This window comes from Clostridium ragsdalei P11 (genome assembly GCF_001675165.1).
Taxonomy (GTDB): domain Bacteria; phylum Bacillota; class Clostridia; order Clostridiales; family Clostridiaceae; genus Clostridium_B; species Clostridium_B ragsdalei.
In genome coordinates this window covers 1-15,790 of record NZ_LROS01000029.1, presented here as the reverse complement: position 1 = coordinate 15,790, position 15,790 = coordinate 1, and the positions used below count along the sequence as shown (strand labels likewise).

Annotated in this window: 9 protein-coding genes and 4 other annotated features; all 9 genes read left to right on the top strand. The window is 31.9% G+C overall.

What is annotated here, in order from left to right; genetic code table 11:
* Positions 1–19: 19 nt before the first annotated feature.
* The 9 genes from CLRAG_RS12825 to ilvN all read left to right on the top strand — a co-directional run bounded on the left by CLRAG_RS12825 (position 20) and on the right by ilvN (position 15,366).
* Complete coding sequence (locus tag CLRAG_RS12825) at positions 20–1,426, top strand: FAD-binding oxidoreductase (protein ID WP_065078790.1); 1,407 nt, start codon at positions 20–22, stop codon at positions 1,424–1,426.
* Between the two features lie 121 nt (positions 1,427–1,547).
* Positions 1,548–2,456, top strand: coding sequence for a ketopantoate reductase family protein (locus CLRAG_RS12820; RefSeq protein WP_065078789.1), 909 nt, complete (start codon positions 1,548–1,550; stop codon positions 2,454–2,456).
* Positions 2,457–2,624: 168 nt separating this feature from the next.
* The gene (locus tag CLRAG_RS12815) at positions 2,625–4,541 is read left to right on the top strand and encodes a [Fe-Fe] hydrogenase large subunit C-terminal domain-containing protein (protein ID WP_065078788.1); all 1,917 of its coding nucleotides are present in this window, start codon (positions 2,625–2,627) and stop codon (positions 4,539–4,541) included.
* A 266-nt stretch (positions 4,542–4,807) separates the two neighbouring features.
* Positions 4,808–5,746: an AEC family transporter gene (locus tag CLRAG_RS12810; RefSeq protein WP_065078787.1), complete on the top strand. Its 939-nt coding sequence runs from the start codon at positions 4,808–4,810 to the stop codon at positions 5,744–5,746.
* Between the two features lie 403 nt (positions 5,747–6,149).
* Positions 6,150–6,348 (bottom strand) — a binding site (T-box leader).
* A 489-nt stretch (positions 6,349–6,837) separates the two neighbouring features.
* Positions 6,838–7,034 (top strand) — a binding site (T-box leader).
* Between the two features lie 264 nt (positions 7,035–7,298).
* Complete coding sequence (gene ilvC / locus CLRAG_RS12805) at positions 7,299–8,312, top strand: ketol-acid reductoisomerase (protein WP_065078786.1); 1,014 nt, start codon at positions 7,299–7,301, stop codon at positions 8,310–8,312.
* A gap of 555 nt (positions 8,313–8,867) precedes the next feature.
* Complete coding sequence (gene ilvC, locus CLRAG_RS12800) at positions 8,868–9,881, top strand: ketol-acid reductoisomerase (RefSeq protein WP_013238693.1); 1,014 nt, start codon at positions 8,868–8,870, stop codon at positions 9,879–9,881.
* A gap of 544 nt (positions 9,882–10,425) precedes the next feature.
* Positions 10,426–12,084, top strand: a complete 1,659-nt coding sequence (gene ilvD / locus CLRAG_RS12795) for a dihydroxy-acid dehydratase (protein ID WP_065078785.1) — start codon at positions 10,426–10,428, stop codon at positions 12,082–12,084.
* Positions 12,085–12,502: 418 nt separating this feature from the next.
* Positions 12,503–12,701 (top strand) — a binding site (T-box leader).
* Between the two features lie 290 nt (positions 12,702–12,991).
* Positions 12,992–13,188 (top strand) — a binding site (T-box leader).
* 60 nt (positions 13,189–13,248) lie between these two features.
* Positions 13,249–14,859 (top strand): biosynthetic-type acetolactate synthase large subunit, encoded by a 1,611-nt coding sequence (ilvB, locus tag CLRAG_RS12790; protein WP_065078784.1) that lies wholly within the window; start codon positions 13,249–13,251, stop codon positions 14,857–14,859.
* A 30-nt stretch (positions 14,860–14,889) separates the two neighbouring features.
* On the top strand, positions 14,890–15,366 hold the full coding sequence (ilvN, locus tag CLRAG_RS12785) for an acetolactate synthase small subunit (protein WP_192847874.1): 477 nt from the start codon (positions 14,890–14,892) through the stop codon (positions 15,364–15,366).
* Positions 15,367–15,790 lie beyond the last annotated feature (424 nt).

Below are 15,790 nucleotides of genomic sequence, written 5' to 3'. Positions count from 1 at the left end.
AAAAAAGGGGGCATTAAAAATGAATACTGATTTAATAAAAAATTCACCAGAAAAAGTAGTTGAAAGTTTAAGAAAAGTTGTAGGAGATGATTGGGTTACTAACGATTTATCTCAAATGCAGGGTTATCTTTATGATGAGACTGAAACATTACTTCGTCCAGAAGCATGTAAAGATTGTGTGGTAGTTAAACCAGCTTCACCTGAGGAAATATCAGAAGTGTTAAAGTATGCAAATAAGGAAGTATTGCCTGTAATCGTCAGGGGCGGCGGTACAGGAGTAGTTGCTGGAGCAATACCAACACAGCCAAGCATTATTTTATCCTTGGAGAGACTAAATAAGGTTGTTGAATTTGACGAAAAGAATCTTATGATTACTTTAGAATCTGGAGCAACGCTGTCTCAACTACTTGAAGAACTAAATAAGAATGGCAAATTATTTTTTCCTGTACATCCGGGAGATGAAGGTGCACAAGTGGGAGGCATGGTTGCAGCAAACGCAGGTGGTACAAGGGCTGTAAAGCATGGAATTATGAGAAATCATGTTAAAGCGTTGGAAGTAGTTCTTGCCACAGGAGAGATAATTACTTTAGGTGGAAAATTACTAAAAAATAATATGGGTTATGATCTGCTTCAACTTATGATAGGAAGTGAAGGAACTCTTGGCATTATTACAAAAGTAACGCTCAGGCTATATGCAAGAAGTAAATGCAATGGAACATTACTGGTTTCATTTAACAGCCAGAGAGATGCTTGTGATGCAGTACCTGAAATACTGCAAGAGGGAATCACACCTCTTGCCATTGAATACATGGATAGAGTAATATCTGAAAAAGCAGCAGAGCAGCTTGGAACTACCTGGCCTGCAGCTAAAGGTTCTGTGGATTTGATGTTCATACTGGATGAATGCAGTGAAGATGATTTGTATTCTAATAGTGAAAAAGTTGTAGAAATATGTGAAAAACATGGTTCTGTAGATAGCATTGTAGCGGAAACTGAAAAGGATCAGAGACATCTTTTGCAGATAAGAAGTAATGCATATGGTCCTTATAAAGATAATATAGCAGATATTATGGATGTAGCTGTACCACCGTCTTCTGTACCTGATTTCTTTGATGATGTAAAAAGGTTGACTAAAGAGTATGGCAATGAAATTGTATCTCTTGGCCATATAGGAGATGGAAATATTCATAACTTTATCATGGGTGACAATGGCAAACTCCCTGCTAATTATGAGCAGCTTAAAGAAGAGATATACAAGACTGCAATAAAGTATGGTGGAACAATAACAGCAGAGCATGGTACAGGAAAGACTAGAAAGAAGCATATGCCTCTTCAATTTAGTCAGGCTGAAATAAATATCATGGAGAATATCAAAAGAGCTTTTGACCCAAATAGTATTTTAAGTCCTGGAAATATAGTAGATTAGAAGTTATATCAATTTCTAATCCTAATAAGAGTCTGTGTTAGCTCATTATGTGCTGTGAGTAGCACAGGCTTTTTGAATATTAAATTTCCAGTATAATGTTGAAAAAGGAGATGTGTGTAGTATGAAAACCATAAAAAATATATCTGCCATTGGATTAGGAGCTATTGGATGTGCCTACACCAGTAAATTGTATGATTTTAATCCAGAAGGAATAAAATTTATAGCTGGAGAAGAAAGAGCTGAAAGGTACAGAAGAAGTGGATTTATAATTAACGGGAAAAAGTATAATTTTACGTATATAGATCCAAAGGAAAAATGCCAGCCAGCAGATTTGATTATTGTCTCCGTAAAGTCAAATCAGTTAACTCAAGCTATTTGTGATATGAGAAACCATGTAGGAGAAAATACTATTATAATTTCTCTCATGAATGGCATTACTAGTGAGGAGATTATAGGAAAAGAATATGGAATGGATAAGATACTCTATGCCTTATGCATTGGCATTGATGGAAATCGTAAGAAAAACAATATCAGTTTTTCTAATATTGGAAACATAACCTTTGGAGAAAAGGTAAATAAAGTTTATTCAGAAAAAGTACAAAAAGTAAAGACTCTCTTTGACAATGCAAAAATTCCTTATAAAATTCCAGAAGACATGATGCGTGCTCTGTGGTATAAGTTTATGGTAAATGTAGGTATAAATCAAACTTCAGCAGTTCTTAGGGCAACTTATGGTGTATTTCAAAGTAAAAATGAGGCTAAAGAACTTATGGAATCTGCAATGTGGGAAGTGGTAAAATTATCACAAAAAGTAGGGGTTAATTTAAGCAAAAATGATATAGAAAAATGGCAAAAAGTGTTAAATGCTCTAGGACGTGACAGCAGGACCTCAATGTGTCAGGATATTGTATATGGCAGAAAAACTGAAGTTGATATATTTGCAGGTACTGTTTGTAAGTTAGGAGAGAAATATGGTGTAGACACTCCTGTTAACAGGACACTTTTAAATATAATAAAGTTAATTGAATAGGTGAATTTTATACCCTTTTAAGGGTATATTTTTTTACGCTTTTTTAAAAAATGGGTAAATATTATCATTATAGCATTGTTATACCAATTAGTTTATTGTAAAATAGAATAGGATTTAGTTTCAAGTAAAATTCATTGAAGCTTAGGGGGAAATTGAGGGGGTTTTAGTGTGAATAAAAGTCCTGTAACTGTTTTAAAAGAAAAATGTACAGGTTGCAATAAGTGTATAAGAACTTGTCCTATTCTTGGTGCAAATGTTACAACAACTGAAAATGGTGTAAGTAAGGTTTACATAGATGAGGAAAGATGTATTGGATGCGGTGAATGTGTAAAGGTTTGCGAACATGGGGCTAGAGATTTTAAAGATAGTACTGAAAACTTTTTTAAGGATTTGAAAGAAGGTAAAAAAATAACAGTAATAGCTGCACCATCTATTATAGTTAATATTAAAAATTACAAGAAATTTTTTGGATATCTTAAATCTTTGGGAGTATCTATAATTTACGATGTTTCTTTTGGTGCAGATATTACTACCTGGGCTTATCTAAAAGCAATGAAGGAGAATAATATTTCTTCTTTAATATCACAGCCCTGTCCTATCGTGGTTAATTATATTGAAAAATATAAGCCTGAATTAATAGAATATTTAGCGCCTATACACAGTCCTATGATGTGTACTGCTGTTTACTTGAAAAAATATAAGCATATATGTGAAGATATAGCTTTTCTGTCACCTTGTATTGGCAAGTTAATTGAAATCAATGATAAGAATACAGAAGGGTATGTGAAATATAATGTAACCTATAAAAAGATTTTAGATTATTTGAGAGATAATAATGTGAATTTGAACAATTACGATGAAGTTGAATTTGATAATGTTCCTGCTTCTCTAGGGGTTGTTTATAGTTTACCAGGCGGATTAAAAGCAAATGTAAAAGCTAGAACTGAAGAATTACATGTTCTTCAGGTAGAGGGACATAAAGAGGCAATTGAGTACTTGAATAAGTATTCTGATAGAGTTAAAGCTAATAAGCTTCTACCTAGTTTACTGGATATTTTAAATTGTAAAAATGGATGTAATATAGGTACAGCTTCCTTAGACAATTTAACGGAATATGATATTCAATATAGGTTTCATGATATGAAGATGGAAAAGTTAAGGGAAAAAGCTGGCTTGTTTAAGAAAAAAATTAAATCAATAGACGAGTACTTTGATAAAAATCTTAATTTAAACGATTTCGTAAGAAAGTATACTGCACAGAAGGTTAAAAAAATAATTGAACCTACTCAAAAAGATTATGACAACATATTTAATGAGATGATGAAAACTACAACTTTAGGAAAAGAATTTAACTGTTCTGCTTGTGGATATACTACTTGCAAGGAAATGGTAAAGATGATTTTTAACGGTATAAATTCTAAGGAAAATTGTATTTATTATGTGAAGAAAAAAATCAATATGGAATATAGCGAACTGGAAGAAAAAAATGAAGAGGTGAAAGAGTCTATAAACAAAATAACTGTACTAGCTAAGGAAAGGCAACGAAAATCAGATGAAATAATTAAATTTGCAAATACTCTATTGGCAGCTATAAATGAAGTAAGTAAAGGAAATGAGGAAAGCGCATCTGCAATTCAAGATATAGTAGAAGAATTAAAGTCAATAATGGATATATCAAGTAAGTTAAAGGAAAACATTCATCAGATAAATGAAAAGTTAGATAAATTCACGGATTCATCAGATAGTATTGTGGCTATTTCAGAGCAGACTAATTTACTTTCGCTAAATGCAGCAATAGAAGCAGCACGGGCAAATGAACATGGAAAAGGTTTTGCAGTAGTAGCAGATGAAGTAAAAAAGCTAGCAGAGCAATCTAAAACCACTGCACAATCTACTAAAAATGAAGAAAATGAAATGATGCAATCCATTTTAAAGGTTATAGAAGTATCTGATTTACTCCAGAACAAAATGGATAATATAAATAACGATATATTAACTATATCGGAAACTATCCAAGAGATAAGTGCTAAGAGTCAGGAGATAGTTTCTAGCTCTGAAAAGTTAATAAATAGTGAGTCACATTAATTTAATTGAAGCCATCGTAAAAACTGAGTTATACCATATATAACTCAGTTTTTTGCTGACCAAATTAGGAAGTATAAGACAAGTGAGTTGACCTTAATTGAAAAAGGATATATTATGTAATATGACGTTTATGATATTACTGCAAAATTTTATATTAATAACTATACTTACGTGTACCACAGTTGCAATTTTAGACAAAAGCTGTCATCTTTTGCATTAGCGGATGCACTTGGTAAATTTAAAGATGAAGATGGTGGGATGAACAGATGGTAGTATTAAATGCAATTGGAAGTGTGCTTAGCATAGTAATTATGATATGTACAGGATATGTGCTTACAAAATTTAAATGGCTTAATGAGAACATATCAAAAGTATTTTCAAAATTAGTGTGCAATGTAGCCCTTCCTTGCCTTATGATTTCTAATTTAATGGGTAACTTTACAAGAGATAAATTGGATCATATAGGGAAAGGACTTATTATACCAGTTTTATCTATGGCTATAGGTTATATACTAGCTATATTGATTTCTAAGATCATAAAGGTGAAAAAGGAGAGAACTGGTACATTTCGGTCTATGTTTTTTGTATCTAACTCCATATTTATTGGATTGCCTATAAACTTGGCGTTGTTTGGTTCAAAAAGTGTTCCCTATGTGCTTTTATACTATATAGCAAATACTACTTTTTTTTGGACAATAGGAGCTTATGGAATAAGCTCAGATGGACAAGCTAATAAAAAAACAAGTATTTTTTCAAAGGAAACTTTAAATAGAATATTTTCTCCTCCACTTATGGGATTTATAATAGCAATGATATTTATATTTTGTGGAATAAAACTTCCTAAGTTCGCTATGGATACCTGTAAATACTTTGGAGATATGACAACGCCACTTTCTATGTTGTTTATAGGGATAACAATTTACTATGTGGATATAAAGAAAATGAAGATGAGTAAAGATATATTTTTTGTTCTAATAGGAAGGTTCATTATATCACCAGTTTTAATAATATTTCTGGCAGGTTTCTTCCCTATACCTGAGCTCATGAAAAAAGTGTTTATAATACAAGCTGCTATGCCAGTAATGACAAATACTTCTATAGTGGCAAAGGCATATGGTGCTGACTATGAATATGCAGCAGTAGTTACATCATTGACAACGGCCTTAAGTTTACTAGTTATTCCTATATATATGGTTATAATATAGTTAAAAGTTGATAATTTAATTTGAAATGATTATATAATACACTTATTTCTAAATTTAATAAAATTATACACTACTAAATAATAAAGTAAACACTTAAAAACAAATTAAAATACAATTGTAGTTTTATAGTTATAAGATAAACAGAGTTCTTCGAATCAGGTGGAGGTTTAATTCCATCTGATACTTGGAAACCGTCATCCAGAGACGCATTTGCTTTTTATTTCTACTTGGATAAATGGAAATATTAGAGCAGGTAGTCATCGGATAAAAAAGATAAATATGAAAATACATTAGTATTAAATTTTAGTATTTAAATTACATACACACACTAAATTTTTTTGATAAAATAAATTTAAAAACAAATAAACTTAAAATAGAGTATAAAAAAAACAGACACACACCCTAATGGGGCGAAGGTCTGTCGCTGTACCACCCAAATTATTACTCGTATATATAACGGCTGTGCCGGCATAACTTACTTTATATAAAGTTCAGTTTGCAACTTAGGAGTGATTTTCAACAACTGTAGCTTATGGGTTCGCACCAAATCCCCATTCTCTGAAAGCATATTTTTGCTTACTCTTCTCCGTCATCGTTTTTTTATTTGCACTAACTATACTATAAAAAAATATGTATGTCAACAATTTTTTTTGAAATATATAATTAACTATATAAAGAAATTCTAAATAAAAAATCAAGGTACAATCTAAATATTTTTACAATCTTCAGCTTGGTTAAATATTTTGATAAGCCTAAACAATAAATTCTAAAAAGCTAAAAGTTTAAATTGAGTATTTGATTTTATGAAATTATGAAAAATATTTTTTACGGTAATATAATGTAAGAAAAACATAATGCAATAAAAAAGCAAAAAAAGTTTTAAGAAAACTATTGACATTATTCTCATAAGGTATTATTATCGTCACATACACTAAATATTGATAAAGTAAATTTCAAAAACAAATAAATTTTTCAAAGTGATTTAAAACCAATTAGGTTTATTTTAGTTTTAATAAAATAAATAATATTTATTAGTTATATCCATGGGGGGTATTTCTAATTGATATTTTAAATTGGTACAATTGTAGAGTATAAAGACAATGATAGGGAAGAGTAAATAGAAAGTATTTCTTAGAGAGTGAGATTTTGGTGAAAACTCATAAATATGACTATTGAAGGTAGCCTTGGAGTCGTGAGCTGAAACTAAGTAGGCTTTACCGGTAAAACCGTTATTACTTTGAGTAAAAAAATTGGGTGGTACCGCGCGACCAAACTTCTCGCCCCAAGCAGAGAATGTTGGTTGTTTTTTTATACAAAAAATTAGTGGTAATTGCTCAAATGCTGGTTCTTAAAATTGAAATAGATTATTTTACAATTAAATAATTTATAAAATATGGAATATATGCACTTGCAATAGTCATAAAATTCTTAATTATGCGAATTAAAAATCATTTTTTAAGTATCAAGTAAAATATTATTTAAATGTTTAAAGTATTAAAAAGTTCAATATATACAAAAATAGTATAAATAAATTATTCAGGAGGAAAGTATTATGGAAAAATTAAAAGTTTATTATGATGAGGATGCAGATTTAAATCTCTTGAAAGGAAAGAAAATAGCTATACTTGGCTTTGGAAGTCAGGGACATGCACATGCTTTGAATTTAAAAGAAAGTGGACTCGACGTAATAGTCGGTTTATATAAAGGTAGTAAGTCATGGAAAAAGGCTGAAGATTATGGATTTAAGGTATATGAAATAGCTGAAGCTGTTAAACAAGCAGATATTATAACAGTACTTCTACCAGATGAAAAACAAAAACAAATTTATGAAGAAAGCATAAAGGATAATTTATCAGAAGGAAATGCATTGTTCTTTGCACATGGATTCAACATTCATTTTAATCAGATAGTACCACCTAAGTTTGTAGATGTTTTGATGATTGCTCCAAAAGGACCAGGACATATAGTTAGAAGAGAATATACATTAGGCAATGGAGTTCCATGTCTCTATGCAGTATATCAAGATTACAGTGGAAAAGGAAAAGAAATTGCTTTAGCTTATGGAAAAGGAATTGGTGGAACTAGAGCAGGAGTTATGACTACAACATTTAAAGTTGAAACTGAAACTGATTTATTCGGTGAACAAGTAGTACTTTGTGGAGGAGTTGCAGAACTTATAAAAGCAGGTTTTGATACATTAGTTGAAGCTGGATATGCTCCTGAAAATGCATATTTTGAATGTCTACATGAGATGAAGTTAATAGTTGACTTGATATATGAAGGTGGATTAGCTAGAATGAGATATTCTGTAAGCGATACTGCTGAATATGGAGATTACAAGATAGGTAAGAGAATAATCAATGACAATACAAGAGCTGAGATGAAAAAGGTTCTTACAGAGATCCAGGATGGAACATTTGCAAGAGAATGGCTTCTTGAGAACAAAACTGGAAGACCAGGATTTACAGCAAGAAGAAGAATGGAAAAAGATGCTCCAATAGAAAAAGTTGGTAAAGAACTTAGATCAATGATGTCATGGATCAATGAAAATCCTGATAATGAGTAATTAAAAAGTAGAATGTTCATTTGATAGTATTAAAATATTTATTAAATTGGGGTAATATTTTAACAGTATATCAATAAAAAAATTACTATGAATAACGCTTGTGAATAAGGGGGCTTATCATTTAGCGGATGACTTAAGTTTACAGGAGAAGTTGAGGAGGCACTTCCCCCCCCTAATCCCTGTAATATCAATGAATCTTACTTAATGGAAGTTTGATTCTCCCACTAAGTTTAGATGAATTATCTAGGGGTGTAGCTACTGTTATCTCCCACTTTGATAGAAAAGCAGATATTCCAAATCTTTGATTTGGTATAGTCGCTTTCGCTGTGTGAGTGGGAGTGTTACAGTAGGTAGCCATCAGATAAATAATCTAGTTTTTTAGGGGCAAAATAATTATAGAAATACATACATTTGCAATAATCATAAAATTCTTAATTATGGGAATTGCAAGCTATTTTTTAAACATCAAGTAGTATATTATTTAAATATTTAGAGTATTAAAAAGTTCAATATATACAAAAATAGTATAAATAAATTATTCAGGAGGAAAGTATTATGGAAAAATTAAAAGTTTATTATGATGAGGATGCAGATTTGAATCTCTTGAAAGGAAAGAAGATAGCTATACTTGGCTTTGGAAGTCAGGGACATGCACATGCTTTAAATTTAAAAGAAAGTGGACTCGATGTAATAGTCGGTTTATATAAAGGTAGTAAGTCATGGAAAAAGGCTGAAGATTATGGATTTAAGGTATATGAAATAGCTGAAGCTGTTAAACAAGCAGATATTATAACAGTACTTCTACCAGATGAAAAACAAAAACAAATTTATGATGAGAGCATAAAAGATAATTTATCAGAAGGAAATGCATTGTTCTTTGCACATGGATTTAACATTCATTTTAATCAGATAGTACCACCTAAGTTTGTAGATGTTTTGATGATTGCACCTAAAGGACCAGGACATATAGTTAGAAGAGAATATACATTAGGTAATGGAGTTCCATGTCTCTATGCAGTATATCAAGATTACAGTGGAAAAGGAAAAGAAATTGCTTTAGCTTATGGAAAAGGAATTGGTGGAACTAGAGCAGGAGTTATGACTACAACATTTAAAGTTGAAACTGAAACTGATTTATTCGGTGAACAAGTAGTACTTTGTGGAGGAGTTGCAGAACTTATAAAAGCAGGTTTTGATACATTAGTTGAAGCTGGATATGCTCCTGAAAATGCATATTTTGAATGTCTACATGAGATGAAGTTAATAGTTGACTTGATATATGAAGGTGGATTAGCTAGAATGAGATATTCTGTAAGCGATACTGCTGAATATGGAGATTACAAGATAGGTAAGAGAATAATCAATGACAATACAAGAGCTGAGATGAAAAAGGTTCTTACAGAGATCCAGGATGGAACATTTGCAAGAGAATGGCTTCTTGAGAACCAAACTGGAAGACCAGGATTTACAGCAAGAAGAAGAATGGAAAAAGATGCTCCAATAGAAAAAGTTGGTAAAGAACTTAGATCAATGATGTCATGGATCAATGAAAATCCTGATAATGAGTAATTAAAAAGTAGAATGTTCATTTGATAGTATTAAAATATTTATTAAATTGGGGTAATATTTTAACAGTATATCAATAAAAAAATTACTATGAATAACGCTTGTGAATAAGGGGGCTTATCATTTAGCGGATGACTTAAGTTTGCAGGAGAAGTAGGGGAGGCACTTTTTCCTCCTAATCCCTGTAATGTAAATATCTATCTTTTTAGGGGCAAAATAATTATAGATAGATATTACTTGTAAATAAAAGAGGGCTTATAAATATAAAATGTGCGAAAATTATTACGAAATTATATATAGGTATTATAAAAACTATGATGGAGAAGAGTAAATGGTTGAGTGTTTTTAGGGAATGGGTATAAGGTGAAAATCCATGAATGCGAAACTTTTGAAAATCACTCCTAAGTTGCAAGCTGAAATTAGTAAGCTGTGTCGGTATTACCGTTATTAGAATTGGAAACAATTGGGTGGTACCACAAAGCTTCTTGCCCTAGGCAGGTGGTTATTTTTTTACAAAAAATTTCCAGAATTAAGGAGGATACTAAAAATGAAAAGTGATTCAGTAAAAAAGGGAATTAAGGCAGCTCCAGCAAGAGCACTTATGTATGGAATGGGATATACAAAAGAGGAAATTGAAAGACCTCTTATAGGAATAGTAAATTCACAAAACGAAATAGTTGCAGGTCATATGCATTTAGATGAAATAGCAAAAGCTGCAAAACTTGGAGTAGCAATGTCTGGAGGTACTCCTATAGAGTTTCCTGCTATTGCAGTTTGCGATGGAATTGCAATGGGTCATGTTGGAATGAAGTATTCTCTTGCTTCAAGAGAACTAATAGCAGATTCAATTGAAGCTATGGCAACAGCTCATGGTTTTGACGGATTGGTGCTTATTCCTAACTGTGACAAAATTGTACCTGGAATGCTTATGGCAGCTGCAAGACTTAATATACCAGCGGTAGTAGTAAGTGGGGGACCTATGAGGGCAGGTAAGCTAAATAACAAAGCACTTGATTTTAGCACTTGTATTGAAAAGGTGGCAGCTTGCAGTGATGGAAAAGTAACAGAGGAAGAACTTGAAGAAGAAGCTAAGAGAGCTTGTCCTGGGTGTGGCTCTTGCTCAGGATTATTTACAGCAAACAGTATGAATAGTCTTACAGAAGTACTTGGAATGGGTTTACCTCTAAATGGAAGTGCCCTTGCACAAACTGGTGAGAGGAATCAGCTGGCGAAATATGCAGGAATGTATGTAATGGATTGTGTAAAGAACAATAGACGACCAAGAGATATACTAACTTTAGATGCATTTAAAAATGCTATAACAGTAGATATGGCTATGGCAGGATCTACAAATACAGTACTTCATCTTCCAGCAATTGCTCATGAGGCAGGTATAGAACTTAATTTGGATTTATTTCATGAAATAAGTAAACATACACCTTGTCTTACAAAATTAAGTCCAAGTGGCAAACATCATATGGAAGATCTTCATCTGGCAGGGGGAATACCGGCTCTTATGAATGAACTTTCTAAGAAAGGTCTTATAAATGAAGATGCACTTACTGTTACCGGAAAAACTGTAGGCGAAACTATAAAGGATTTTAAAGTGCTTGATTATGAAGTTATAAGAAGTGTAGACAATGCTTACAGCAGCGAAGGTGGAATAGCAATACTTAGAGGAAACCTGGCACCAGATGGAGCTGTAGTTAAAGAATCTGCAGTTTCAAAAGAAATGATGGTACATGAAGGACCAGCTAGGGTATATGATTCTGAAGAAGAAGCAGTTAAGGCTATATTTGGCAATGAAATAAATAAAGGTGATGTAATTGTAATAAGATATGAAGGACCAAAAGGCGGACCTGGAATGAGAGAAATGCTTTCACCAACCTCTGCTATAGCAGGTATGGGTTTAGATAAAGATGTAGCACTTTTAACAGATGGAAGATTTTCAGGAGCTACAAGAGGGGCATCGATAGGCCATGTATCACCAGAAGCTATGGAAGGTGGACTAATAGGACTTGTAGAAGAAGGAGATACTATATTTGTAGATATTACAAATAAAAAGTTGGAGCTAAAAGTAAGTGAAGAAGAACTTGAAAAGAGAAGAAAGAACTATGTAAAGCCTGAACCTAAGATAAAAACAGGATATTTATCAAGATATGCAAAATTAGTTACTTCTGCAAATACAGGTGCAGTTCTTAAATAATCAGAGTTTTTTAATGTACTTTTAATTTGTAAATATACTCAACTTTTGCAGTTTGAAAACTTCGCGAAGTAAAGCTTCGCAAGTTAAGAATTAATAATGAAAAGTTAATAGTTAAGGATGATTTTTAGCTATCGCAAAAAATCTTTTAATTTATATGAACCAGTCATGTTTCGCTTTAGCGAAACGAGCCATCAAAAATTTAATCGAAGATTTTTTGTAGTGTAACGGAAAAAAATCCACATTAACTATTAATTCTTCATTCTTAACTATTAATTAAAAATGTTGTTTTGCAAAGTTTTTACATTAAGTGAAAATTTCATATATGTGAAAGTTGAGTAAATATATTATTTAATAAAAATTCAGAATAAACTATTGACATTTGAATTGCTTTATAGTAAAATATACTCATATTTAAATAATAAAAGCTTTGACAGGGACTATTAAATATGATGTATATTTTAAAGCGAGTGGGATCTGGTGTAAACCCATAAATATTTCATATTGAAACTCACCCTTGAGCTGTAAGCTGAAATTATAGTAAGCTGTGCCGGTGTGAATCGTTATTGAATTAAGTAATAAAATTGGGTGGTACCGCGAACAGATTTCTCGCCTCAAGAGAAAGGCTGTTTTTTTGTGCTAATTTTTAACCTAAAATTACCTATATTAATTACTTTGAATTATCAATGAATCTTACTTAGTGGGATTTTGTTTCTCCCACTAAGTTTAGATGAATTATCTAGGGGCGTAGCTACTGTTATCTCCCACTTTGATAGAAGTGGGAGTGTTACAGTAGGTAGCCATCAGATGAATATTTAGTGTGTATCAAGTTTAAATTTGATTTAAGTAATTTAATTTTTAGAAACTATTTGTAAATGTAAATTAGAAAATATAAAATACGTATTAATATATGAAAGCTTTGAAAGGGATAAGTAGATATTATAATATTTTAAAGAGAGTGAGAGTTTTGGTGTAAGCTCACAGATATATAATATTGAAACTCACCCTTGAGCTGTAAGCTGAAATTAGTAGGCTGTGCCGGCTTTGCCGTTATTAAATTGAGTAATAAAATTGGGTGGTACCGTGAACAGACTTCTCACCCCATAAGGAGTCTGTTTTTTTGTACCCAAAAATCTTATTAAATTGAATTTACAAGGAGAGATGGTTATGAAAGCTGCTGAAGCAGTTATCCAATGTTTAAAAAAGGAAAATGTAAATATGGTATTTGGGTATCCTGGTGCTGCAGTGGTTCCTATATATGAAGCTTTGAGAAAATCAGATGTGAAGCATATATTAGTAAGACAGGAACAAGCTGCAGGACACTCTGCTAGTGGATATGCTAGGTCAACTGGAGAAGTGGGAGTCTGTATAGTTACATCAGGGCCTGGCGCAACCAATCTCATTACTGCCATTGCTGCTGCATATATGGATTCCATTCCTCTTGTTGTTATTACGGGTCAGGTTAAGTCTACATTAATCGGAAGGGATGTATTTCAAGAATTAGATATCACAGGTGCTACAGAATCTTTTACAAAATATAGTTTTCTTGTAAGAGATGCTAAATCTATACCTAAGACTATAAAGGAAGCATTTTATATAGCTGAAACTGGTAGAAAAGGCCCTGTGCTTGTAGATATACCTATGGATATAATGGAAGAAGATATTGATTTTGAATATCCTGAAAGTGTAAATATAAGAGGATACAAACCTACTGTTAAAGGGCACTCTGGGCAAATAAAGAAAATAATAGATAGAATCAAAGTTAGCAAGAGGCCTCTTATTTGTGCAGGTGGCGGAGTTATACTGGCAAATGCACAAAAAGAACTGGAGCAATTTGTTAGAAAATCACATATACCTGTTGTTCATACTCTTATGGGAAAAGGATGCATAAATGAAAATAGTGATTATTATGTAGGTTTAATAGGTACTCATGGCTTTGCTTATGCCAACAAAGTTGTACAAAATGCAGATGTACTAATACTTGTTGGAGCTAGAGCTTCAGATAGAACTATCAGTGGGGTAAAAAAATTTGCAAAGGATGCAGATATAATTCATATAGATATCGATCCTGCTGAAATAGGTAAAATTCTGAACACTTATATTCCAGTAGTTGGTGATTGTAGAAGTGTTTTATCTGATTTAAATAAAGAAATAGTAGCTCCACAGACGGAAAAATGGATGGAAGAAATTAAAAACTGGAAGAAAGATTTGTATATAGAAAGAAAGCCTACAGATAAAGTTAATCCAAGATATGTGTTAAAAACTGTTTCTGATACATTAGGAGAAGAAGTTATTTTGACAGCAGATGTAGGACAAAATCAGTTGTGGTGTGCCCGTAATTTTAGGATGGCAGGGAATAGAAAGTTTTTAACTTCTGGAGGCCTCGGAACTATGGGATATTCTCTTCCAGCAGCTATTGGTGCTAAAATTGCATGTCCTGATAAACAAGTTATAGCTTTTGCAGGTGATGGTGGATTTCAAATGAGTCTTTTTGAACTTGGGACTATTGCCGAAAACAATCTAAATATTATTATAGTGTTGTTTAACAACTCAGGACTTGGTATGGTTAGAGAAATACAAGATAACAAATATGATGGAGAGTTTGGGGTAAATTTTAGGACTAATCCAAATTTTGTTAAACTTGCAGAAGCCTATGGCTTGACAGCTAAGAGAGTAGAAAATGATGTTGAATTTGAAGGGGTTTTTAAAGAAGCATTAGATTCAAGCAAGGCATTTTTAATAGAGTGCATTGTAGATCCTCATGAGAGAACTTTTTAGAAAGAGGTGATTACTATAAAAAAGTATGTGATGTCAGTATTAGTGGAAAATCATTCAGGTGTTTTAAGTAAAGTAGCCGGACTTTTTAGTAGAAGGGGATATAATATTCACAGTCTTACTGTAGGAGTTACAGGAGATCCTGAAATATCACGAATGACTATTGTATCCATTGGAGACGACTATATGTTTGAACAGATAAGTAAACAGCTGAATAAATTGATTGAAGTTATAAAAGTAATAGAATTAGACCCCGATGCATCTGTTTATAGGGAGTTATCTCTTATAAAAGTTTGTGCAGAAGCCAACAATAAACTGTTAATTATGGAAAGCGTAAATACTTTTAGAGGTAAAATAGTGGATATGAATGAAAAAAGTATGATAATTGAAATAACCGGAAATGAAAAGAAGATATCTGCTTTTATTGAACTAATGAAACCTTATGGAATAAAGGAAATTATACGTACTGGACTTACTGCACTTCAAAGGGGAAGTAAGCTGGAAGATTAAATGCAAATTTATAATAAAAAATATCTCTTTTGTCTTAAATATATAGAGTTTCTAGTTTGAAAGTTTACTTATGCCAGCCATATACTAACAAAAATCATCACACTAAAAACTTTTTATAAGTCTAAAGCTCGGTATTTTGAAAATCTAAAGAAGCTTATATAAACTCGTACCTCAGACATATATAAGCTTCTAACATTTCCTAAAATACCTCACTAAGACTTATAAAAAAAGTTTTTAAGTGTGATTTGAATTTTGTTAGTATATTTTATGTATAAGTTAAAATTTCAATTAGAATCACTATATAGGGTTTCTAACTAAAATATTAACTTATACAGAATAATTAAAATTCTTCTCCAAATACTAAATGTACGGAGAAAGGAGTTTTAATTATGGGAAGAAAATCATTTGAAATAGAATCACTGTA

Bases quoted from the DNA above. Each gene is read 5' to 3' on its own strand.
- ilvD (WP_065078785.1), top strand. From the start codon at position 10,426: ATGAAAAGTGATTCAGTAAAAAAGGGAATTAAGGCAGCTCCAGCAAGA.
- ilvC (WP_013238693.1), top strand. From the start codon at position 8,868: ATGGAAAAATTAAAAGTTTATTATGATGAGGATGCAGATTTGAATCTC.
- ilvN (WP_192847874.1), top strand. From the start codon at position 14,890: ATGTCAGTATTAGTGGAAAATCATTCAGGTGTTTTAAGTAAAGTAGCC.
- CLRAG_RS12825 (WP_065078790.1), top strand. From the start codon at position 20: ATGAATACTGATTTAATAAAAAATTCACCAGAAAAAGTAGTTGAAAGT.
- CLRAG_RS12820 (WP_065078789.1), top strand. From the start codon at position 1,548: ATGAAAACCATAAAAAATATATCTGCCATTGGATTAGGAGCTATTGGA.
- ilvC (WP_065078786.1), top strand. From the start codon at position 7,299: ATGGAAAAATTAAAAGTTTATTATGATGAGGATGCAGATTTAAATCTC.
- ilvB (WP_065078784.1), top strand. From the start codon at position 13,249: ATGAAAGCTGCTGAAGCAGTTATCCAATGTTTAAAAAAGGAAAATGTA.
- CLRAG_RS12810 (WP_065078787.1), top strand. From the start codon at position 4,808: ATGGTAGTATTAAATGCAATTGGAAGTGTGCTTAGCATAGTAATTATG.